The sequence below is a fragment of the Ferrovibrio sp. GW821-FHT12B10 genome (genome assembly GCF_058807515.1).
This window is the reverse complement of record NZ_JBXAQT010000001.1, coordinates 1,356,488-1,376,469: the sequence shown is the minus strand read 5'-3', so window position 1 is coordinate 1,376,469 and position 19,982 is coordinate 1,356,488. Positions and strand designations below refer to the sequence as shown.

At 62.5% G+C, this 19,982-nt stretch carries 23 protein-coding genes; 13 read left to right on the top strand and 10 right to left on the bottom strand.

Going from position 1 to position 19,982, the window contains the following annotated elements; translation table 11 throughout:
- Nucleotides 1-52: 52 nt before the first annotated feature.
- From AC1RRT_RS06990 to AC1RRT_RS06980, 3 genes are read left to right on the top strand one after another with little or no spacing between them, the layout of a single operon-like run.
- The gene (locus AC1RRT_RS06990) at nucleotides 53-595 is read left to right on the top strand and encodes a superoxide dismutase family protein (protein ID WP_493013055.1); all 543 of its coding nucleotides are present in this window, start codon (nucleotides 53-55) and stop codon (nucleotides 593-595) included.
- Nucleotides 596-607: 12 nt separating this feature from the next.
- Nucleotides 608-1,465, top strand: coding sequence for an AraC family transcriptional regulator (locus AC1RRT_RS06985; RefSeq protein ID WP_493013054.1), 858 nt, complete (start codon nucleotides 608-610; stop codon nucleotides 1,463-1,465).
- A 34-nt stretch (nucleotides 1,466-1,499) separates the two neighbouring features.
- Nucleotides 1,500-1,907: a DUF2000 family protein gene (locus AC1RRT_RS06980; RefSeq protein WP_493013053.1), complete on the top strand. Its 408-nt coding sequence runs from the start codon at nucleotides 1,500-1,502 to the stop codon at nucleotides 1,905-1,907.
- A 17-nt stretch (nucleotides 1,908-1,924) separates the two neighbouring features.
- On the opposite strand, the gene AC1RRT_RS06975 is transcribed toward AC1RRT_RS06980, so the two are convergent.
- Nucleotides 1,925-2,398 (bottom strand): PAS domain-containing protein, encoded by a 474-nt coding sequence (locus AC1RRT_RS06975; RefSeq protein ID WP_493013052.1) that lies wholly within the window; start codon nucleotides 2,396-2,398, stop codon nucleotides 1,925-1,927.
- Nucleotides 2,399-3,034: 636 nt separating this feature from the next.
- Between AC1RRT_RS06975 and AC1RRT_RS06970 the strand changes: the two genes are divergently transcribed.
- The 7 genes from AC1RRT_RS06970 to AC1RRT_RS06940 all read left to right on the top strand — a co-directional run bounded on the left by AC1RRT_RS06970 (nucleotide 3,035) and on the right by AC1RRT_RS06940 (nucleotide 7,864).
- Complete coding sequence (locus AC1RRT_RS06970) at nucleotides 3,035-3,244, top strand: hypothetical protein (RefSeq protein ID WP_493013051.1); 210 nt, start codon at nucleotides 3,035-3,037, stop codon at nucleotides 3,242-3,244.
- A 3-nt stretch (nucleotides 3,245-3,247) separates the two neighbouring features.
- On the top strand, nucleotides 3,248-3,478 hold the full coding sequence (locus AC1RRT_RS06965; protein ID WP_493013050.1) for a hypothetical protein: 231 nt from the start codon (nucleotides 3,248-3,250) through the stop codon (nucleotides 3,476-3,478).
- Nucleotides 3,479-3,493: 15 nt separating this feature from the next.
- Nucleotides 3,494-4,552, top strand: coding sequence for a methionine ABC transporter ATP-binding protein (locus AC1RRT_RS06960; RefSeq protein ID WP_493013049.1), 1,059 nt, complete (start codon nucleotides 3,494-3,496; stop codon nucleotides 4,550-4,552).
- Nucleotides 4,521-5,174 (top strand): methionine ABC transporter permease, encoded by a 654-nt coding sequence (locus AC1RRT_RS06955; protein WP_492979080.1) that lies wholly within the window; start codon nucleotides 4,521-4,523, stop codon nucleotides 5,172-5,174. Before AC1RRT_RS06960 ends, AC1RRT_RS06955 begins: the two co-directional genes overlap by 32 nt.
- 36 nt (nucleotides 5,175-5,210) lie before the next feature.
- Entirely contained in the window at nucleotides 5,211-6,002 is a 792-nt protein-coding gene (locus tag AC1RRT_RS06950) for a MetQ/NlpA family ABC transporter substrate-binding protein (RefSeq protein ID WP_493013048.1), read from the top strand.
- 597 nt (nucleotides 6,003-6,599) lie between these two features.
- Nucleotides 6,600-7,373, top strand: coding sequence for a DUF3800 domain-containing protein (locus AC1RRT_RS06945; RefSeq protein ID WP_493013047.1), 774 nt, complete (start codon nucleotides 6,600-6,602; stop codon nucleotides 7,371-7,373).
- Nucleotides 7,373-7,864: a hypothetical protein gene (locus tag AC1RRT_RS06940; protein ID WP_493013046.1), complete on the top strand. Its 492-nt coding sequence runs from the start codon at nucleotides 7,373-7,375 to the stop codon at nucleotides 7,862-7,864. Before AC1RRT_RS06945 ends, AC1RRT_RS06940 begins: the two co-directional genes overlap by 1 nt.
- Before the next feature lie 142 nt (nucleotides 7,865-8,006).
- On the opposite strand, the gene AC1RRT_RS06935 is transcribed toward AC1RRT_RS06940, so the two are convergent.
- The 3 genes from AC1RRT_RS06935 to AC1RRT_RS06925 are packed head-to-tail and all read right to left on the bottom strand — an operon-like array spanning nucleotide 8,007 to nucleotide 10,104.
- Entirely contained in the window at nucleotides 8,007-8,735 is a 729-nt protein-coding gene (locus tag AC1RRT_RS06935; RefSeq protein ID WP_493013045.1) for a HugZ family pyridoxamine 5'-phosphate oxidase, read from the bottom strand.
- A 48-nt stretch (nucleotides 8,736-8,783) separates the two neighbouring features.
- Nucleotides 8,784-9,113, bottom strand: a complete 330-nt coding sequence (locus AC1RRT_RS06930) for a P-II family nitrogen regulator (RefSeq protein WP_493013044.1) — start codon at nucleotides 9,111-9,113, stop codon at nucleotides 8,784-8,786.
- A 4-nt stretch (nucleotides 9,114-9,117) separates the two neighbouring features.
- Nucleotides 9,118-10,104, bottom strand: coding sequence for a sodium-dependent bicarbonate transport family permease (locus tag AC1RRT_RS06925; protein WP_493013043.1), 987 nt, complete (start codon nucleotides 10,102-10,104; stop codon nucleotides 9,118-9,120).
- A 282-nt stretch (nucleotides 10,105-10,386) separates the two neighbouring features.
- Between AC1RRT_RS06925 and AC1RRT_RS06920 the strand changes: the two genes are divergently transcribed.
- The gene (locus AC1RRT_RS06920; RefSeq protein ID WP_493013042.1) at nucleotides 10,387-11,202 is read left to right on the top strand and encodes a hypothetical protein; all 816 of its coding nucleotides are present in this window, start codon (nucleotides 10,387-10,389) and stop codon (nucleotides 11,200-11,202) included.
- 51 nt (nucleotides 11,203-11,253) lie between these two features.
- On the opposite strand, the gene AC1RRT_RS06915 is transcribed toward AC1RRT_RS06920, so the two are convergent.
- From AC1RRT_RS06915 to AC1RRT_RS06905, 3 genes are all read right to left on the bottom strand, one after another.
- Nucleotides 11,254-12,228, bottom strand: coding sequence for a quinone oxidoreductase family protein (locus tag AC1RRT_RS06915; protein ID WP_493013041.1), 975 nt, complete (start codon nucleotides 12,226-12,228; stop codon nucleotides 11,254-11,256).
- Between the two features lie 15 nt (nucleotides 12,229-12,243).
- The gene (locus AC1RRT_RS06910) at nucleotides 12,244-12,948 is read right to left on the bottom strand and encodes a dienelactone hydrolase family protein (protein WP_493013040.1); all 705 of its coding nucleotides are present in this window, start codon (nucleotides 12,946-12,948) and stop codon (nucleotides 12,244-12,246) included.
- Between the two features lie 108 nt (nucleotides 12,949-13,056).
- Nucleotides 13,057-13,572: a methylated-DNA--[protein]-cysteine S-methyltransferase gene (locus AC1RRT_RS06905; RefSeq protein WP_493013039.1), complete on the bottom strand. Its 516-nt coding sequence runs from the start codon at nucleotides 13,570-13,572 to the stop codon at nucleotides 13,057-13,059.
- A 130-nt stretch (nucleotides 13,573-13,702) separates the two neighbouring features.
- Between AC1RRT_RS06905 and AC1RRT_RS06900 the strand changes: the two genes are divergently transcribed.
- Entirely contained in the window at nucleotides 13,703-14,824 is a 1,122-nt protein-coding gene (locus AC1RRT_RS06900; RefSeq protein ID WP_493013038.1) for a CobW family GTP-binding protein, read from the top strand.
- Nucleotides 14,808-15,836 (top strand): WD40 repeat domain-containing protein, encoded by a 1,029-nt coding sequence (locus tag AC1RRT_RS06895; protein WP_493013037.1) that lies wholly within the window; start codon nucleotides 14,808-14,810, stop codon nucleotides 15,834-15,836. Before AC1RRT_RS06900 ends, AC1RRT_RS06895 begins: the two co-directional genes overlap by 17 nt.
- Before the next feature lie 3 nt (nucleotides 15,837-15,839).
- Here the strand turns inward: AC1RRT_RS06895 and holA are convergent, their stop codons facing one another.
- From holA to leuS, 3 genes are read right to left on the bottom strand one after another with little or no spacing between them, the layout of a single operon-like run.
- Nucleotides 15,840-16,856, bottom strand: a complete 1,017-nt coding sequence (gene holA, locus AC1RRT_RS06890; RefSeq protein WP_493013036.1) for a DNA polymerase III subunit delta — start codon at nucleotides 16,854-16,856, stop codon at nucleotides 15,840-15,842.
- On the bottom strand, nucleotides 16,853-17,347 hold the full coding sequence (lptE, locus tag AC1RRT_RS06885; protein WP_493013035.1) for an LPS assembly lipoprotein LptE: 495 nt from the start codon (nucleotides 17,345-17,347) through the stop codon (nucleotides 16,853-16,855). The genes holA and lptE overlap by 4 nt, the downstream gene beginning before the upstream one ends.
- Nucleotides 17,348-17,372: 25 nt before the next feature.
- On the bottom strand, nucleotides 17,373-19,943 hold the full coding sequence (leuS, locus tag AC1RRT_RS06880; RefSeq protein WP_493013034.1) for a leucine--tRNA ligase: 2,571 nt from the start codon (nucleotides 19,941-19,943) through the stop codon (nucleotides 17,373-17,375).
- Nucleotides 19,944-19,982: the final 39 nt, after the last annotated feature.

The window sequence follows — 19,982 nt, the reverse complement described above, 5'->3', positions numbered from 1 at the left end:
TTTTTTCGCTCTATATCTGTTGATGGTCGTATCAATCCAACGGGAGGAACACATGAAACGTCTTCTATCCGGTATTGCGATCCTGTCCGCGGCGCTCCTGGCCCTGCCGGTCATGGCCGCTGAAAAAACCATCACGATCAATGCGATCAGCGCCACCGGCGTCGGCGAAAGCATCGGCACCATCACGGCGAAGGACAGCCCCCAGGGTCTGGTGCTGACGCCCAAGCTGGTCAAACTCGGCCCCGCCGGTCCGCATGGTTTCCACATGCATGAAAAACCCGATTGCGGCCCCGGCCCCAATCCGGCCGCCAACAACCAGGCGGCGGCGGGCTTCGCGGCCGGCGGCCATTACGATCCGAAAAAGACCGGCATGCATCACGGCCCGGGTCATAAGGAAGGCCATGTCGGCGACCTGCCGGTGCTGGTGGTGAATGGCGATGGCACGGCCAATCTGCCGATGGTGGTGCGGCACCTGAAGGTGAAGGACCTCGCCGGCCGCTCTCTGATGGTCCATGCCGGCGGCGACAATTACAGCGACACGCCGGCGCCGCTGGGTGGTGGTGGTGGCCGCATTGCCTGCGGCGTGGTGAAGTAGCAGACTGCAGGCATGGCGACTGCGCAGCACGGCCGCGACTGGTTCGATTTCGCCCGCGATCCGTTCAGCGGCACCGAGGCTGTGCATGCGCAGTTTCATGCCCATGCCTATGATCCGCATTTCCACGATCAGGTTCTGGTCGGCATCACCGAGCAGGGGCTGCAGCAGTTCCGCTGCCGCCGCGAAACCCAGCGCAGCACGCCGGGCCGCGTCATCCTGATGGAGCCGGGCGAAATCCACGACGGCGAAGCTGGCGCAGATGGCGGCTTCACCTATGCGATGCTGTATTTCGATCCTGCCTGGCTTCGACAGGCCGCCGGTCTTTATGGCGGCCGGGATCCCGGCGAGCGCGTCTTCAGTTTTCCCGCCGTGCTGAACGATGATGCGCCGCTGGCGCGCGCCGTGCTGGCGGCCTGCCGGCAGATCGACCGGCCCGACAGCCGCATGGCGCGGGAAGCCGCGCTGGATGATGTCGCGGCCTTGCTGGCGCAGCGTTTCGGCGGCATGGCGGCGCCGGCTGCGGATGCCTCGCCGCTGCTGGCCCGCCGCGCGCGCGAGGCGATGATCGCGCATCAGGCGGAAGACCTTGGCCTGCAGGCACTGGCCGATCTGGCCGGCACGGATCGCTTTCGCCTGCATCGGGTGTTCAAGGCCGCCTATGGCCTGTCGCCGCATGCCTGGCTGGTGCAGTGCCGGCTCAACCGCGCGCGCCACATGCTGGGACAGGGTGCGGCGCCGGCCGATGTGGCGGCAGCTGCCGGCTTTGCCGACCAGAGCCATCTCGGCCGCTGGTTTCGCCGCGCCTATGGCATGACGCCGGCCGTCTACCGGCGCAGCTGCACAAATCTTCCAGACAGCCCTGCCGCCTGACGGCATCCTGGCCCTCCCATCGCTGGAGAGGCCCGTGTTCACCACCAAGATCGCCATTGTCGTCCGCGCAGACCTTGCCGTCTGGCAGAAGCTGAATGTCACCGCTTTTCTCGCCACCGGCATCGCCGCCACGGTCCCCGACTGTATCGGCAGCCCATATGTGAACGGCGCGGGCCAGGCCTATACGGCGATGTGCGGCCAGCCGGTGCTGGTCTTTGGCGGCGATGGGCCTGCCTTTCAGAAAGCGCATGACCGCGCACTGACGCAGGGCCTGGTGATCGTGCCCTATATCGAGGCGATGTTTTCAACCGGCCATGACGCGGCCAACCGCGCGGTGTTTGCCGAAGGCGATCCGGCGGCGCAAGCCTGGGTCGGACTGGCCTTTCATGGTGATCGCAAGGCGGTCGACAAAGCGGTGAAGGGCCTGACGCTGCATCCCTGATGCCGCATCCGTGATAGTCAGATTCCCGGATCGCTGAATTCGACGGCGAGGACGATCATGTCGACTGTCTCGCCATCCGAGCCCAGCGGCAGACGCACGATCTCATAGTCGTGGACGCGGTCGTCGATCAGCATGTCGAGCCGCTCCACCAGCGGCAGGCGCTTGGTCACCACGTCGATGTAGCTGTCGTGCAGATGGCTGCGATATTGCTGCTCGTGCATCTCATCCAGCCATTTGCCGGTCATGTCGTAGCGTAGACGCTGCACCACGCGTGTGCCGACGAGGCGGAAGCGGTAACGCGGCTTGCCCGCGCCATCGCGATGCACTTCCAGCAAAGAGAGATTGCCCAGGATCCACGGGAAGTGCAGTGGATCAATATCGGCACGCGCCGGCATGATCCGGCTGCCGCGCTGCCGGTGCCAGTATTGCAGCAGGCGCTGCAGGCGCGGCCCGCCTACCGTTTCTGGTGTCGCCGCAATCTGGCCCGACACGAAATCCCCCGATGGCCCCATTCTTGGCGGCGTCTGGCGACTATTAGCCCGCTGAAATCAGGCCTGCCCAGAAAAATCGGCGTGAAGGCGTTTTCCCGCTTGTAATTGAAAATCATTCTCATATAATCGGAGGCATCGCGCTTCGGTGCGGTTTCTTAGGTCGGCCCCGCCACTCTGCTGGTCGTGTCGGGGTTCGTGGTCGGTCCGGTGTATGGGGCATTACCGGGCCGACCCCGACCGAATTTTCCCATAAACTATTGAAATTGTTTGCACATGGTCCAAAGCCATGCATTTTTTGCGTGTGAGTTATGTTTTGTTTGCGAATTCTTGTGTGGATTTCACTTGATTTGCAAAATTGTGTGTAGAATATAGAGATCATCCAGTCCGGCTTGAAAAGGGCGGACAGGATCGCGGGATTTGAAGGGCAGCTTGCGCCGCGTCACCAACGCTAAAGCGCCACGGCCAGGCATTACACCTGGGTCGTGGGCCCGGCACTGATCGTTCGGAGTGAACCCATGACCGTATCCTGCAAGACCATCCGCCTCTGTTGTTGTCGCTGAGCGCAAGCCACCGGTTTTTGCGTTTTCCCTGAAGCGACCTTTCACCGGCAGTTCTGCCGGACAACGGAGATATCCCATGAGTGAAGCCTATCTGATCGAGGCGGCCGGCGAGGCCGCCGGTGTGGTGATCCGCGAACGGAGCGGATTCCGCTTCTTCGCCTCCGGCCCGCAGTTCAGCAGCCTGGAGCAGCGCGTCTATCGCCGCACGTCTGATGCGACCCGCGCCGCCCAGGCGCTGGCCCGCGAAGCCGCCAATGACAACAGCCGTCGTCGGAACTGGAGCTAAGTCATGACCGAGATTATGCTCGTTTCTTCACCCAGGCCGGGCTTTATCGACCGCCTGCAGGCCGCGCTTGGTGCCTTCGTGTCGCCGGAGCGGCTGAAGCCGGCCAGCAACGACAACCAGACCGTGGCCGTCGAGGACTATGCCAGCTCGCTGGCCGATCCGCTGGCGCTGCCGCCGGACTGGCATGCGGCGGGCGATCTGCTTAGTCTCAGCTTTCTCCCCTTCGACCGCTGAGATTTCGCCAGACCCATGATTGAACTGCGTGGCATCACCAAGCGCTTTGCCAGCGCCTCCGGTTCTGTTGAAGCCCTGCGCGACGTGTCGCTGACGGTCGCGCAGGGTGAGATTTTCGGCGTGATCGGCCGCTCGGGCGCCGGCAAGTCGACGCTGATCCGCTGCATCAACCTGCTGGAGCGCCCCACCGACGGCAGCGTGCATGTCGCCGGCCGCGACCTGACCGCGCTGTCGGCCGCCGAATTGCGCACCGCGCGGCGCGACATCGGCATGATTTTCCAGCATTTCAACCTGCTGTCCTCGCGCACGGTGTTCGACAACGTGGCGCTGCCGCTGGAGCTGCGCGGCGAAAGCAAGGCGGCGGTCAAGGCCAAGGTCGAACCGCTGCTCGAGCTCGTCGGGCTTTCCGACAAGGCCGACCGCTATCCGGCGCAGCTCTCGGGCGGGCAGAAGCAGCGTGTCGGCATTGCGCGCGCGCTGGCCACCGACCCGAAAGTGCTGCTCTGCGACGAGGCGACCTCGGCGCTCGATCCGGAAACCACCGAGCAGATCCTGACCCTGATCAAGGATATCCGCGACCGCCTCAATCTCACGGTGGTTCTGATCACCCATGAGATGGCAGTGGTGAAGGAAATCGCCGACCGCGTCGCGGTGATGGAGCTGGGCAGCGTGATCGAGCAGGGCGAGACCTTTGATGTCTTCACCCGGCCGCAGCATCCGACCACCCGCAGCTTCGTCGCCGACCTGATCGGCTTCGACCTGCCGCCGGCACTGCAGAAGCGCCTAGCCGCGGCCGAAAAGCCCGGCGCCAATTCACGCCTGTGGCGCATTCTTTTCACGGGGCCCCATGCCGACGAGCCGGTGATCGCCGAGCTGTCGCGCAACCTGGGGCTCGACCTGAACATCCTGCATGGCCGGATCGACGAGATCCAGGGACGCCCGTTTGGCGTCATGGTCGTGCAGGCCCGCGGCGACGAAGCCAAGCTGCTCGCCGCCAAATCCTATCTTGCCAGCCGTCAGCTGGTCGTCGAGGAACTGGAAGATGTCGTCGCAATTGATCGCGCTGCTGTTTGACGGCCTGTGGGAAACGCTGGTGATGGTTGGCATCTCCGGCGGCGTGGGCGCGGCCTTCGGGATTCCACTCGGCGTCATCCTGATTCTGACTGACCGTGGCGGGATTCTTCAGAATGTGTCTGTCAATCGCATCCTCGGCCTGATCATCAACGCCGCGCGCTCCACGCCCTTCATCATCCTGATGGTGGCGATCATTCCGTTCACGCGCCTGGTCGTCGGCACGTCCATCGGCACGGCGGCAGCCATCGTGCCGCTGACCATCGCCGCCATCCCCTTCATCGCGCGGCTGGTGGAAACCGCTTTGCGCGAAGTGCCGTCGGGCCTGATCGAAGCCGCCGATGCCATGGGCGCAACGCCGCTGCAGATCGTCGTGAAAGTCCTGTTGCCCGAGGCGCTGCCCGGCATCGTCGCTGGCCTCACCATCACGCTGGTCAGCCTGATCGGCTATTCCGCCATGGCTGGCGCCGTGGGTGGCGGCGGCCTGGGCGATATCGGCATCCGCTATGGCTACCAGCGCTTCCTGCCCGAGGTGATGGCCGCCGTTGTGCTGGTGCTGATCGTCTTCGTGCAGGGCGTGCAGTCGCTGGGCGACCGCCTGGTCCGCAAACTCAGTCATCGTTAAGTCAGTTCGGTCTCCCTACAGAAAAGGAAAAACACCATGTCTCTCACTCGCCGCACTCTTGCCGCCCTGGCGCTCGCCGCTCTGGCCGCGTCTCCCGCTCTGGCCCAGGACAAGCCGATCAAGGTTGGCGTCACCGCCGGGCCGCATGCTGAAATCTTCGAGGTGGTGAAGAAGGTCGCCGAGAAGGACGGCCTGAAGATCCAGATCGTGGAATTCAGCGACTACATCCAGCCCAACGCCGCGCTCAATGCCGGCGACCTCGACGTCAATTCCTACCAGCACCTGCCGTATCTCGAGGCGCAGGTGAAGGATCGCGGCTACAAGATCGTCAACATCGGCTACACCGTGAACTTCCCGATGGGCGTCTATTCCAAGAAGGTGAAGTCGCTGACCGACCTGCCGGCCGGCGCGCGCGTCGGCATCCCGAACGACCCGACCAATGGCGGCCGCGCCCTGCTGGTGCTGGAATCGGCCGGCCTGATCAAGCTGAAGGACGGCGCCGGCCTGAAGGCCACGCCGCTCGACATTACCGACAACGCGAAGAAGATCCGCATCGTCGAGCTCGATGCCGCCCAGTTGCCGCGCGCGCTGGATGAACTCGACGCCGCCGCCATCAACACCAACTACGCGATCCCCGCTGGCCTCTCGCCGGTGAAGGATGCCATCGCCACCGAAGGCACCAAGGCGCCCTACGTGAACATCATCGCGGTGCGCACCCAGGACAAGGACAAGCCGGAATACGCCAAGCTGGTGAAGGCCTATCAGTCGGCCGAGGTGAAGGCCTTTGTCGAACAGAAATACCAGAAGGCCGTCGTGACCTCCTGGTAAGACCGTCCGCCTAAAGTCCTCCCCGGACGCCGGACGTAAAGAAGCCCGCCCGTCACCGGATGCACTCCGGGGCTGGCGGGCTTTTTCTTGTATGCAGCCCGCCAGGGCTTCGTTTCAGTTCGTTTGGCTTCGTTTGTGTTCGTTTTCGTTCGTTTGGGTTCGTTTTGCTTCGCTGGGGTTCATTCCGGTTCGCTGGAGCCCGCTACGGTCCACTGGAGCCCACTGCGGTCCATTCGTGACCGCTGGCGACAACTACGGACAATCCAGAACAACTTCCGACAACTCCACGCTATTCGATGCAATTTCAGACAATTCGAGACAAATACGAACAACTCGAGCCAAATCCGGACAGTCAGCGACAGTCCGCATCTTCCAGTATTCACGATTTCCAAGAGCGCAAAGGCAAAATAGGGAGTGACTAAGAATTAGAACATATAGTGCACTTTTCTGATGGGAAAAGAGCTAATAATTGAGGATCGAGCTTGGGTTTTGACAATCGGCCTCAACATAAAAACGTATGCTTGAAATTTTTATCTGCAGCTAGAGAGAGGGGTGAACCGAGGGTGAAGACTATTGAAATCGAACGCCGTGCTTTAGATGATTGCTTCGTTTGGAGATGTGAATTTATGCCGCCAAACAATCGCGTTCACCTCTTCAGATCGTAAAAAGCATATGAGCGCATACAGCATTTATTGTGACGAAAGTTGCCATCTCCAGAATGATCAGCAGCGTGCGATGGTCATTGGGAGTGTTTGGTGTCCAACAGATAAAGTGGAGAAAATTTCGGAACGCGTGAAAGAGATCAAAGCGAAGCATGCTTTGACTCCCTATTTTGAATTGAAATGGACAAAGGTATCCCCATCCAAGGCGGAATTTTTTATAGAGCTAATCGACTATTTCTTTGATGATGATGATCTGCATTTTCGTTCCGTTGTTATCCCAGATAAAGCTAACTTGAATCATCAGAAGTACAATCAGACGCATGATGATTGGTATTATAAAATGTTCTTCATTCTTCTGGAGAGGATCATTAATCCAGAAGACAGCTATAGAATTTATTTAGATATTAAGGACACTCGCAGCGCCCATAAATTGGAGAAGCTAAGAGAAGTTCTTGCTAACGCTAATTATGACTTCAATCGCTCTATAATCGAGCGAATGCAATTTGTTCGATCCCATGAAGTGCAGCTGCAGCAATTGTCAGATTTGTTAATAGGTGCAATTTCGTATGTATCGCGTGGGATGAATGGCAGTCCTACCAAATTGGCATTGGTGGAGCGTATAAAGAAACGGTCTGGCTACAATTTAAAGAAATCTACCTTGCCAACCGAAAAGAAATTTAATGTTTTCCATTGGCGAGCAAATAATTAATGCACGCACCTTGGCTGCCAAAAGAAGAAGTGACTAATGGGGATTGGCTGAATGAAGTTGAGCCAAGGCTCTACAGAGTTTTTGAAAATGACTTTAAGGGTAGGTCTGTTTTTTTAGATGGAATGATTGTCCACCATGATCGGAGGATTCTTCCGGATTATAAATTTGAAGAAGGTTTTTATCATCTTATATCCCGTAAAAATGCAGTTTCAGGGGATAGAGAGCCAGACTTCTCTCGAGCTAGAAAACTTCGTTGGTGCAGAGCGCTGATTGATAATTGCCAGGCAGCGGAAGTGCTGAGTTGGGATTGGAGAGATGATCGAGGTAAAAGGCGTCGATATCTCTGGCTCAAAGATTGCGACTACGTAGTAATCTTTGAGACGAAACCCGGCAAGACCATGACTATTGCTCATTTAATTACAGCATTTTGTGTCGATGGGCCGCGGACGCGGTCTCAGTTGGAAGACCGGTATAACAAGCGCGAAAAATAATGCAGTCGACGCCGTAGCGGCGACCGATCTCCTTCCACATCATGGTGGATGAGGCTGCGGTTTAAATAGGTCGGACTCTCTAGGTTGTCAAGTAGTTCTCATAATAGGTAATAATTCCTATTATTCGGCACCTAAGGAGTCTTTAGGCGGAATTTCGGGCCTTCTTCACCAGCCGCACCAGTTCGATCCGTGCCTGCTCGGCGCTGGTAATGTCGGTCTCGAACGGCAGCCGCGTGACGCGGCCTTCGCGGATCAGGTCGGCGCCCTCGGCGTCGATGCCGCAGAGCGTCCACCCGTCGCCGCGCTTGTTCAGCAGTTTCTGCGCATAGAGCTGCACGGCATCGAGATGGTCGTCGTTCATGTGGTCGATGATGTCGGCCTCGGCCTCGGCCAGCGCCGCCCAGTCGCCGCCATAGCTGTAATCGTCCAGCCAGTGGATCTTGCCAAAGCCGGCCACGATATGCGCGCGCTCGACATGAATTTTGTAGAAGGCGAAATCGGCGAAGCCGGCATACATCTCGGCCGAGGGATGCCGCGCCAGGTAGCGCGCCTTGTGCCGGGCGTCATCCGTCTTTTCGGCGCGGCCGAGCAGGGTGACGCGCGGGCCGGTCAGCGGCTCGGCGACATGCGCCGTGCCGTCGCAGAGCAGCGCCACGCGGTCGTCATGCAGGATATTCTTGGTATGCTCGGCCAGCCGCGAGATCAGCAGCAGTGGCGCTGCGTCATGATCGAACGCCGTCAGCACCAGCGAGACATAAGGTTGACCGGACCCATCCGCCATGGTGGTGGAGAGCGCGGCCGTGCGGCAGGCGCGCGCCACGGCACGGGCCTGCTGGGCCGGGGTGGGGCCAGTGGCGAGAACGTCGGTCATGTGAACCGCTCCGCCCGATTCATCATGTGAATCGCTCCGCTCGGTTCATCATGTGAACCGCTCCGCTCTGGCCACTTCCACATCCGAGAGATAGACAATCGCCACCGCATCGGTGAAGCGGGCATGGAAGCCGTCCAGCACCTGGCGCGCCACGGCCTCGGTGGTCACCGCCACGATCATCACATTGTCAAACGCCCGCGTGATGTCGTCGCCGCTGCGCTCGCCTTGTTGCCCGCCGCCGATCACGCGCGGCAGCAGGCTCCAGCCCTTCACGCCCTGAGCGGAGAGCCACTCGAGAACGGAGCGCTGGAGCGGCGCCTCGACGATGATCTCGATCTTCTTGCGCGGATGCGTGGTCTTGTTCGATTCCATGGCCATGATCTCAGGCTCCGAACAGGCGCTGCGCCACCGTCAGGTAAAGCGGCAGGCCGATGGCGACATTGAAGGGGAAGGTGATGGCCAGCGCCAGCGTCACCGACAGCGACGGGCTGGCGGCCGGCAAGGCGAGGCGCATCGCGGCCGGCACGGCTATGTATGATGCGGACGCGCCCAGTACAGCTAACAGCATGGCGCCGCCAACCGAAAGCCCGAGCGCCCAGGCGGCGATGAAGCCGCAGGCCGCGCCGATCGGTGGCATGACGAAGCCGAACAGGATCAGCGCCCGGGGGAAGCGCTTGGCGGCGCGACCCTGGCGCACGGCCACCAGACCCATATCGAGCAGGAAGATGCAGAGCGCGCCATTGAACAGGTCGGACACGAAGGGTTTGATCTTGGTCATGCCGGCATCGCCGGTGACCCAGCCGATGACAAAGCCGCCGACCAGCAGCATCACCGAGCCATTCACCAGCACTTCGCGCACCAGCGCGCCGCGTTCGCTGCTGCCGGGCTGCATGCCCTGCTGCACCTGGCGGCCGGCGAGCAGCAGCCCGACCAGGATGGCGGGCGTCTCCATCACCGCCGTCATGGCGACGAGATAGCCCTCATACGGGATGTCGCGGCTGCGCAGGAATTCGGCCGCCGTCACGAAAGTCACGATGCTGATCGAGCCGTAATGGGCGGCGATGGCGGCGGCGTTGACCCGGCTCTGGCCCCAGACGCCCCGCAACAGGCCGAAGGCGATCAGCGGCAGGGCGAGGCTTAAAATGAGCGCCGCGACAATGGCGCCGACCAGCGCCCAGCCGCTGGCGGTGTGCATGGCGACGCCGCCCTTGAAGCCGATGGCGAACATCAGGTAGATCGCCAGGCCTTTCGCCGCGCCCTCGGGGATTTCCAGGTCGGAGCGCAGGCCGGCCGCCACCGCGCCCAGCACGAAGGCCAGGATCATCGGCGACAGCAGGTTGCCGGCGGCGAGATGCAAAAGGTCGGTCATCGCGAAGCCCGTAGCGAAAGCCCGTAGCGAAAGCCCAGGGTGAAAGCCAGGGCGAAAGCCCAGGGCGAAAGTCCGGGGATGAAAGCCCGTTGCCGGGCCGCGCGCAACCGTTTGGCCCCGACTCGACTCGGGCGCACGGCGCGCCGGATTCGAGTCGGGCCGGGTTTAGGCGCCGCCGGACTGCGGAATTCCGCCACCGGGACGGTTTTGACGGTTTATCAACGCGCGTGGCCACGCGCGCCGGCGCATCCTGTGCAGGGTGATTTGCATTGGGGGAAAGACATGCGTCGCGTAATCCTGGCCGGCCTTTCAGGGGCGGGCCTGCTGCTGGCCAGCTGTTCATCGGTGACCGAAGGCAGCTCGCAGACCCTGACCTTCCAGACCAACCCGCCGGGCGCCGACTGCGTGCTGACCCGCAACGGCCTGACCATCGGCCGCACGGTGACCCCGGGCAGCGTGCAGATCCAGAAGGCGCGCGCCGACATCGAGGTGGTGTGCCGCAAGGAGAGCTTCGAGGAGGCCAAGGGTGTCGTGAAATACGACATGGCGGCATCCACGCTGGGCAACATCCTGATCGGCGGCCTGATCGGCGTGATGGTCGATACCGCCACCAATGCCAATGTGAAATACGATCCGGTGACCGCCATCGCGCTGGCGCCGTCTGCCGGCGGCCCGCCATCGGGGGGCACGGCAGCGGCAGTCGGCGGCAAGGCTGTCGATGCGACCGCGGCTGCGCCGGCCATGGCCTCGGCGGAGGCCGCAACGCTGCCGCGCATGAAGCGCAGCAAGGAGGCGCTGTGGACAATCAGCGAGCCGATGCTGCGGCGGCATTTCGAGGATAACCGGCTGCAATACGGCTCGTATCTCGATACCCGCAACCCGCATACCATGCAGTTGCATCGCATGCTGCTGGTCGACGGCTTCGAGACCGATCGCTCTGAGAATGGTGGCGCCTTCGAGCTGGTGGTGCGGGTGGAAGGTCAGGGCGCCAAGAGCGGTATTTCCGGCCCGGCCTCGCTGGGGCGGGACTTCTATTTCCGCATGCGGGAGCAGGGGCAGGTGGTGTCGGTCGAGGACTGGCGCGCCCAGCGGCGGTGAGATGACAGATAGCCGATGAATACGGGTCCGGCCAACCGGACCCGTATCGGATTACGGCAGCAACAGCGTCGAGCCGGTGGTCTTGCGCGCTTCCAGATCGGTATGGGCGCGCGCCGCATCCTTCAGCGCATAGGTCTGCGGGATTTCCACCTTCACCTTGCCGCGCTTCACCACATCGAACAGCGCGTTGGCCGAGGCAACCAGATCGGCGCGCTTGGCCGTGTAGGTCACCATCGTGGGTCGCGTGAGATAGAGCGAGCCCTTGCCCGCGAGAATGCCGATATCGGTCGGCGGCACCGGGCCCGACGCATTGCCGAAGCTGACCATCAGGCCGAGCGGCTGCAGGCAGTCGAGCGAGGCCGGCCAGGTATCCTTGCCGACGCCGTCATAGACCACGGGCAGCATCGCGCCCTTGGTGAGTTCCTTCACGCGCTCGACGAAATTCTCGGTGCGGTAGTTGATGATGTGGTCGTAGCCATGGGCTTTCGCCAGCTTGGCCTTGTCGTCGCTGCCCACGGTACCGATCACCGTCGCGCCGAGCGCCTTCGCCCACTGGCCGAAGATCAGCCCGACGCCGCCGGCGGCGGCATGGAACAGCACGGTGTCGCCGGCCTTGATCTTGTAGGTGCGCAGCACGAGATATTCCGTCGTCATGCCCTTCAGCATGATGGCGGCGGCCTGGCTGTCGCTGATCCCGTCCGGTATCACCACAACGCGGTCGGCCGGCATCAGGCGCTCTTCCGCATAGGAGCCGAGCGGTGCCGAGGCATAGGCGACGCGGTCGCCGACCTTCACGTCACTCACGCCATCGCCCACTGCCGTCACCGTGCCGGCACCTTCCATGCCCAGCACCAGCGGCAGCGGCTGCTTGTACAGACCGCTGCGATGGTAGGTGTCGATATAGTTCAGGCCGGCCGCCGTGGTCTTGAGGCGAATCTGGCCGGCGCCGGGCGCGCCGACCTCGACCTCTTCCCACTTCATCTGTTCGGGGCCGCCGGTGGCGTGGATGCGGATCGCGTGAACCATGATGTGTGTCGCCCCTTAACCGAGATGCTTCTTGAAGAAATCAGCACTGCGCGCATTGGCGCTATCGGCGGCGGCTTTGTCATAGTGATCGCCACCGGTACGCGCAAAGGCATGGTCGTTGCCCTGGTATTCATGCAGCGTGACATTCGGGTTGGCGGCCACCGCCGCCTTTACCTTGGCCTGCTGGTCCTTGGGCACGAATTTGTCTTCGGTGGCGACATGCATCAGCAGCGGCTTCTTGATGTTGGCCACCTCGCCGGTGTGGTCGGCCAGGCCGACGCCGTAATAGGACACGGACGCATCAATGTCGCTGCGCGTCGCCATCAGGAAAGCCAGCTTGCCGCCGAGGCAGTAGCCGACCGTGCCGACCTTGCCGGTGACGCCGGGCAGCTTGCGGATGGCGGCGAGTGTGGACTTCAGGTCCTCGATGCCGAGATCGAGATTGAAGCCGCCGAACAACGCAAAAGCCTTCTTCCACTCGGCTTCGCTCTTGTCGGTGATGTCGACGCCGGGTTCCTGGCGCCAGAAGATGTCGGGGCAGACCGCGACATAGCCCTGTTTGGCCAGGTCGTCGCAGATGTCGCGCATCACCTTGTTGACGCCGAAAATCTCCTGGATGACCAGGATGCCGGGGCGCCCAGAAGCAGTATTGGTGTCGCCGGCCTGATAGGCGGTGAAGCTGCCGCCATCATGGGCGCTGATCGTGATGGTCTTGGCCATTGCGCGTTCCTCCTGGTTATCCGGGGAGGAACTCTAACCAGAGCGCATGGCGTGCGGCAACCGGGGCCATATGGTCCCGGTCACATCAGCACGAGCCTGTGAAATCGGTTACAGCAGGGTGACCTGCTCCGAGGGCACATAGGCGCCCTCGTGGCGCAGCAGCCAGCGTTTGGTTTCCAGTCCGCCCTTGCCCGAATAGCCGCCGGCATCGCCGCCGGCCGCAAGAATCCGGTGGCAGGGAATGATCACCGGGATCGGATTGGCGCCGCAGGCACTGCCAACTGCCCGGGAGTCGATCGGCCCGCTGCCGATGGCGGTCGCGGCCTCGCCATAGCTGCGCGTGCGGCCGGCCGGGATGGCCAGCATGAAGTCCCATACGGCGCGCTGGAAGTCGGTGCCGGCCGGTTCCAGCGGCAGGTCGAAGGCATGCTTGCCGTCCCGGAAATAGATCTCGAGCTGACGGGCGGTTTCGGCCAGCAGGGCCTCGGCCTCGGGCGGCATGTCGACGTCGGCGGCTTTGGCGCCCCGGCCGCCCCAGTCGAGCTTGACGACGGCCGTGGCGGTGGCGGTCACGGTGAGGGAGCCGAGCGGGCTGGGAACGGTGATGGAATAGGTTTTTGCCATGGTTTCTGACGCTCTGGCCGGGTCTGGACCCAAGACTGGACTCTGAGGGCGAGGCCACTATGGTTACGCCCCGATATTCAATATAAGGCCTGCTTCGTAGCATGGCCATGCCGGCCGGAGATATCCGCTTATGTCACAGTCATCCGAAAATATTCAGACCCCCGTCACCGTGCTGACCGGCTATCTCGGCGCGGGCAAGACCACGCTGCTGAACCGCATCCTGACCGAGCAGCACGGCAAGAAATACGCCGTTATCATCAACGAATTCGGCGAAATCGGCATCGACAACGAACTGGTCGTGGATGCCGACGAGGAAGTCTTCGAGATGAACAACGGCTGCATCTGCTGCACCGTGCGCGGCGACCTGATCCGCATCATCGAGGGCCTGTTCAAGCGCAAGGACCGCTTCGACGCCATCATCGTGGAGACTACGGGTCTGGCCGATCCGGGTCCGGTGGCGCAGACCTTCTTTGTGGACGAGGATGTGGCCCGCCGCGCCCGTCTTGATTCGATCGTCACCGTGGTGGATGCCCGTCATCTGCCGCTGCGCCTGAAGGACAGCCGCGAAGCGGAAGAGCAGATCGCCTTCGCCGACGTGATCGTGCTGAACAAGACCGACTTGGTGACCAAGGACGAGTTGGCCGATATCGAGCGCCGCATCCGCAGCGTCAACCGCTTCGCGCAGATTCATCATGCGACGAAGTGCGATGTCGCGCTCGACAAGGTGCTTGACCGCGGCGCCTTCGACCTCAACCGCATCCTCGACTTGGAGCCGGATTTCCTGAATCCGCCACATGGTGAGGCTGGTCATGTGCATGACGAGCATTGCGGGCATGACCATGATCATGACCACGGGCATCACCACCACGACCATGGCCACAACCCGGCCCATGGCGAAGCCGGCCATGTGCATGATGAGCATTGCGACCATGATCATGGCGACAGCATCCACGACACCACGGTGAAAAGTGTGTCGCTGACCGTCGATACGCCGATCGATTCGCGCAAGTTCGACGCCTGGATCAGCGAACTGCTGGCCAGCAAAGGCCAGGACATCCTGCGCAGCAAGGGCATCCTGGCTTTCCAGGGCAGCGACAAGCGCTTCGTCTTCCAGGCCGTGCATATGATCAAGGATGGCGATTTCCAGCGCGACTGGCGCGTCGATGAAAAGCGCGTCTCGCGCCTGGTCTTCATCGGCCGCGATCTTGACCGCAACGCTCTGCAGCGGGGTTTCGATGCCACCCGCGCCTAAGTCGCAGATCGGTTTCCGCGCGTATCTGTGGCAGTTCAAGTCCGGCGTCGTCGCGGTCGCGGCGGCTGAGGGTGCGGGCACCGCAGGTTTCGGTCTGGGCGACGGCTCGATCGCGCTGCGGCCCTTCGACGAGCCCGATGCCGACACCACGCGGCGGCTCGTTGCGCATCCCGACGCGGCGCTGCTGTGCCTGGCCGCTTCCACCGATGGCGAGGGTTTCGTCTCGGGCGGCGATGACGGCAAGCTGATGCTGACTGCTGTCGATGGAACGGGACACGAGCTCGCCGCCGTGCCGCGCAAATGGATCGAACAGGTGGCGGTGTCGGAAGGCGGCATTGCCTATGCCGCCGGCAAGCGCGTCGGCCTGCTCAATCCGCGCGGCGAGCCGGGTGCCATCTTCGAGGATCACCCCAGCACGATCAGTGGCATTGCCTTCAATCCGAAGGGGAAGCGGCTGGTGGTGTCGCATTACGGCGGCGTCACATTGTGGTGGGCCAAGGCCGAGGCGCAGCCGGCGAAAAGGCTGGCCTGGAAAAGCTCGCATGTCGCGGTGACCTGGTCGCCCGACGGCAAGTTCATCATGACCGCGACGCAGGAAAACGAGATGCATGGCTGGCGGCTCAGCGACAGCGCCGACATGCGCATGAGCGGCTATCCCAACAAGCCCAAGAGCATGAGCTGGTCGAAGGACGGCCGCTGGCTTGCCACCTCGGGCGCTGAAACGGTGGTGGTCTGGGACTGCAAGGGCAAGGGTCCGATGGGCTCGGCGCCGGTCGAACTCAGCCGCGGCGCCGTGGCGACAGTGGTGGCCTGCCATCCGCGCCACGGTCTGGTGGCGTCGGGCGACGTGAACGGCCGGCTCAAGCTTGGCCGCATCAATGATGAGTCGAGTATCGATCTCGAAACGCTGGGCCCGGCGCCGGTGACGGCACTGGCCTGGACCTCCGATGGCCGCTATCTGATGGCCGGGGCGGAAGACGGCGCGGCGGGTATTCTCGATTTCGGAGAGTAAGGCCTAGCGGCTGACGCGGGCTGCGCGCGCTATGCGCAGCAACGCGTCGCCGCAGGCAGCCGCCGCCGGCATGCCGGTGCTTTTGGTCAGCAGCTCGGCATCGGTCAGGATTTCCAGCGCGCGCATCAGCCGGTCGCTCGACCACATCTTGGTCTGCCGCTCGAAGCCATCGCGCCGCGTCCAGTGCACGCCCAGCCGCGTCGGGTCGGCGCGCCCGCCACTTTCGCGCTGGGCCGCGGCCAGATGCAGCTTCTGGCCATGTTTTTGCGCTACACGCAGGATCGCCACCGGCGACTCGCCCGCACTTTCGCAGCGAGTGAGGGCATCAGTCAGCGTGTTGAAATCGCCGCCGAAAGCGGCAAAAGCAGCGTCGTCGAGAAACAGCGTGGAGCTGTCGCCGATCGTGGCCTCGCAATCCTCCAGGCTGACCGGCGTCGTGTCGTCGCCCTTGTAGAGCATCAGCTTGGCCAACTCGCCACGGCTGACCATGCGGTCGGTGCCGAGATTGTCGAGCAAGTAGGCCATGGCTTCGGGTGCGACCTTCTTGCCGGCTTCGCGCGCCACGTCTTCCACCAGGCCCTGCAGGGCGCGGTTGTCATCGGCGTAGCAGGCGATGGCGGCGGCAATCGGTGCTTCCTCGAAGGCAACGCGCAAGCTTGAGCGCGCGGTGAGCTCGCCGGCCTCGACCACGACCAGCGTGTCGCCGACGGGCGCTTCGAGAAAGGCTTCAAACAGTTTGGCGTTGCGGTCACCGGCTCCTGACACCATGACGACGCGGCGGCCGCCGGTCAGCGCAATCGCACCGGCCTCATCGGCCAGCCGGGCCGGGTCATCCTGCAACTGTGCACCGGTGAGGGTGGAAACGCGAAAAGGATCGCTCAGGTCTTCACAGGCGCTCTTGGCGATGATTTTGGCGCGTTCGCGGATCAGGCCGGCGTCAGAGCCGAACAATAGCACCGCCCGGATATCGGCGCGCGGCCGTTTGACGAAGGCTTCAGCGTCGCGTGTCGCGAGCTTCATTGCGTGCGGGGCTGTCCGGCAGCCGACCGGCGATCGAAGAAGTTGCCTAGCCGCAGGCGCATCTGCTCGGCGATGTCCTTGAGGCTGCGCTCGCGAGCATTCTTCTCGCTGACGAGATTGGCATAGTCGGCGAGCGTCAGATTGTAGGAGGCCAGGCTTTGCACCGACTGGCTGTAGACGGGCTTGCCGGTTTCATAATCCCGCAAGGTATAATAGACCGCCATCTGGAGGTTGTTGCGGGTGATCTCTTCACTCCGCGTCACGAAGACGGACCCGATATTCTCGGTCAGCCGGTATTCCAGGATATAGCGGGGCTTCTGCGGCTCACCATGCGGTGTCAGCGAGTCGAGCAGATAGTTTCGCAGCTGCTGGCTCGGCCGGTCCTCAGGCTGTGCAATGCTGATCTGACTGAATTGCGGCACCACGTCGCCAGCGCTGTCCGTGCGGTACAACGGCTTGAAGCCACAGCCTGCCATCAGCATGACCAGCATGCCGGCAATCAGGAGCTTGCTGGGCCTAGACCACAACATTGACGATCCGGTTCGGGACGACGATGACCTTGCGCACGGGTTTGCCCTCCATGGCACGCAGGACATTGTCGTTGGCCAGCGCCAGTTTTTCCAGCGCTGTCTGCTCCATGTCACGATCCACCTCGATGGTGGCGCGCAGCTTGCCCGACACCTGCACCGCGATGGTGACGGTTTCATCCCGCGCCAGGGCGGCATCGGCCACCGGCCAGGGCTGGTCCAGCAGCAGACCGTCATGGCCCATCGCCTGCCAGATTTCCTCGGCTAGATGCGGCACCATGGGGCCGATCAGCTTGGACAGGGCCTCCAGCGCCTCACGGCGGGCCCAGGCAGTGGCGGCATCGTCGCCCTTGGCCGCTTCCAGCAGGTTGGTGAATTCGTGAATGCGGGCCACTGCCTTGTTGAAATGGAAATTTTCCAGATCGCCGGTCAAGGCCAGGATGGTCTTGTGCAGGGCGCGCCGCAGCTCCAGGGTCGGGGCCGGCCATTCGCCGGGCAGGCTTGCACCCTTGGCGGCAATCGGGCCGCGCGGCTCGTCGACCAGGCGCCACAAGCGCTGGGTGAAGCGCCAAGCGCCTTCAACGCCGCCTTCGCTCCATTCCAGATCACGCTCCGGCGGGCTGTCGGACAGCATAAACCAGCGCGCGGTATCGGCGCCGTAGGTGTCGATGATCAGGCCGGGGTCGATGACGTTCTTCTTCGACTTCGACATCTTTTCGGTACGGCCGACCGTCACCGGTTCGCCGGTGCGCAGATGCACGACCTTGCCACCGTCCTTCTTCACTTCGGTCGGCTGCAGCCAGGCGCCGGAGGCATCCTTATAGGTCTCGTGACAGACCATGCCCTGGGTGAACAGGCCTTCGAAGGGTTCGCCGCTGGGCAGCGAGATATGGCCGGTGTCGCGCAGCGCACGGGTGAAGAAGCGCGAGTAGAGCAGATGCAGAATCGCGTGCTCGATACCACCGATATACTGATCGACCGGCAGCCAGTAATCGGCCGCCGCTTTCTCGACGGGCAGATCGGCGCGCGGGCTGCAGAAGCGGGCGAAATACCACGACGAATCGACAAAGGTGTCGCAGGTGTCGGTTTCGCGCCGGCCCTTGCCGCCACAGGTCGGGCAGGTCACATGCTTCCAGGTCGGATGCAGATCGAGTGGATTGCCAGGCTTGTCGAAGGTGACATCGTCGGGCAGTTCGACCGGCAGGTCTTTCGGCGGCACCGGCACGATGCCGCAGGCATCGCAGTGGATCACCGGAATCGGGCAGCCCCAGTAGCGCTGGCGCGAAACGCCCCAGTCGCGCAGGCGGAAGGTGACGGTGCCTTCGCCCGATTTCATCTGCTCCAGCTTCTGGATCGCGGCGCGCTTGGCGGCCGTGACATCCAGGCCATTGAGGAAATCCGAATTGATCGCGACCGTGTTGTCGGTCTCGGTGAAGGCTTCGGTGCCGATCTCGATGTCGCCCTGGCCTTTCGGAGCGACGACCGCCTTCACGGACAGATTGTATTTGCGCGCAAAATCCAGATCGCGCTGGTCATGACCCGGGCAGCCGAAGATGGCGCCGGTGCCGTATTCCATCAGCACGAAATTGGCGACATAGACCGGCAGCGCCCATGACGGATCAAAGGGATGCAGGGCGTCGACCGGAATGCGGTAACCCTTCTTCTCGGCCTTTTCCAGCTCGGCTTCCGCTGTGCCGGTCTGGCGACATTCCTCGATGAAGGCCGCGAGCTCGGGATCATTTTTCGCCATCTCGGCGGCGATCGGATGATCGGCGGCGATGGCGACGAAGCTGGCGCCGTACAGTGTATCGGGCCGCGTCGAATAGACTTCGATCTTATCGGCACGGTTCTTCAGCGCGAAGCTGAAGCGTGCGCCTTCCGATTTGCCGATCCAGTTCTGCTGCATCAGTTTGACGCGCTCGGGCCAGCGTTCCAGCCCGGTCTGTAGCGTGGTCAGCAGGTCATCGGCATAGGCGGTGATCTTGAGGAACCACTGCGACAGCTTGCGGCGTTCAACCAGCGCGCCCGAGCGCCAGCCGCGTCCGTCGATCACCTGTTCATTGGCGAGCACGGTGTGATCCACCGGATCCCAGTTGACGAAACTTTCCTTGCGATAAATCAGCCCGGCTTTCAGGAAATCCAGGAAGATCTGCTGCTGATATTTGTAGTAGCCGGGATGGCAGGTCGCGAGCTCGCGGCTCCAGTCCAGCGACAGGCCCATGCGCTGCAGCTCGCTACGCATGTTGGCGATGTTGTCGTAGGTCCAGGCGGCGGGATGGACCTTCTTTTCCTGTGCGGCGTTTTCCGCCGGCAGGCCAAAGGCGTCCCAGCCCATCGGATGCAGCACGTTGAAGCCGCGTGCGCGCTTGTAGCGGGCGACGACATCGCCCAGCGTGTAGTTGCGCACATGGCCCATATGGATGCGCCCCGACGGATAGGGAAACATCTCAAGGACGTAATACTTGGGTCGCTGGGTGTCGTTTTCGGCGCGGAACGACTGACGCTCGTCCCAGACGGCCTGCCACTTGGTTTCGACCGCCTTGGCGTTATAGCGGGACATAAGACTGATCCGGTGCTTCCTGCTGCGTCTGTGGAACGT

Coding starts and splice junctions, on each gene's coding strand:
- AC1RRT_RS06955 (WP_492979080.1), top strand. CDS start 4,521: ATGTCGTCGCAATTGATCGCGCTGCTGTTTGACGGCCTGTGGGAAACG.
- leuS (WP_493013034.1), bottom strand. CDS start 19,943: ATGTCCCGCTATAACGCCAAGGCGGTCGAAACCAAGTGGCAGGCCGTC.
- AC1RRT_RS06930 (WP_493013044.1), bottom strand. CDS start 9,113: ATGGCCATGGAATCGAACAAGACCACGCATCCGCGCAAGAAGATCGAG.
- AC1RRT_RS06985 (WP_493013054.1), top strand. CDS start 608: ATGGCGACTGCGCAGCACGGCCGCGACTGGTTCGATTTCGCCCGCGAT.
- AC1RRT_RS06910 (WP_493013040.1), bottom strand. CDS start 12,948: ATGGCCAAGACCATCACGATCAGCGCCCATGATGGCGGCAGCTTCACC.
- AC1RRT_RS06925 (WP_493013043.1), bottom strand. CDS start 10,104: ATGACCGACCTTTTGCATCTCGCCGCCGGCAACCTGCTGTCGCCGATG.
- AC1RRT_RS06990 (WP_493013055.1), top strand. CDS start 53: ATGAAACGTCTTCTATCCGGTATTGCGATCCTGTCCGCGGCGCTCCTG.
- holA (WP_493013036.1), bottom strand. CDS start 16,856: ATGAAGCTCGCGACACGCGACGCTGAAGCCTTCGTCAAACGGCCGCGC.
- AC1RRT_RS06950 (WP_493013048.1), top strand. CDS start 5,211: ATGTCTCTCACTCGCCGCACTCTTGCCGCCCTGGCGCTCGCCGCTCTG.
- lptE (WP_493013035.1), bottom strand. CDS start 17,347: ATGCTGGTCATGCTGATGGCAGGCTGTGGCTTCAAGCCGTTGTACCGC.
- AC1RRT_RS06920 (WP_493013042.1), top strand. CDS start 10,387: ATGCGTCGCGTAATCCTGGCCGGCCTTTCAGGGGCGGGCCTGCTGCTG.
- AC1RRT_RS06970 (WP_493013051.1), top strand. CDS start 3,035: ATGAGTGAAGCCTATCTGATCGAGGCGGCCGGCGAGGCCGCCGGTGTG.
- AC1RRT_RS06915 (WP_493013041.1), bottom strand. CDS start 12,228: ATGGTTCACGCGATCCGCATCCACGCCACCGGCGGCCCCGAACAGATG.
- AC1RRT_RS06905 (WP_493013039.1), bottom strand. CDS start 13,572: ATGGCAAAAACCTATTCCATCACCGTTCCCAGCCCGCTCGGCTCCCTC.
- AC1RRT_RS06945 (WP_493013047.1), top strand. CDS start 6,600: ATGATTGCTTCGTTTGGAGATGTGAATTTATGCCGCCAAACAATCGCG.
- AC1RRT_RS06900 (WP_493013038.1), top strand. CDS start 13,703: ATGTCACAGTCATCCGAAAATATTCAGACCCCCGTCACCGTGCTGACC.
- AC1RRT_RS06960 (WP_493013049.1), top strand. CDS start 3,494: ATGATTGAACTGCGTGGCATCACCAAGCGCTTTGCCAGCGCCTCCGGT.
- AC1RRT_RS06935 (WP_493013045.1), bottom strand. CDS start 8,735: ATGACCGACGTTCTCGCCACTGGCCCCACCCCGGCCCAGCAGGCCCGT.
- AC1RRT_RS06895 (WP_493013037.1), top strand. CDS start 14,808: ATGCCACCCGCGCCTAAGTCGCAGATCGGTTTCCGCGCGTATCTGTGG.
- AC1RRT_RS06965 (WP_493013050.1), top strand. CDS start 3,248: ATGACCGAGATTATGCTCGTTTCTTCACCCAGGCCGGGCTTTATCGAC.
- AC1RRT_RS06940 (WP_493013046.1), top strand. CDS start 7,373: ATGCACGCACCTTGGCTGCCAAAAGAAGAAGTGACTAATGGGGATTGG.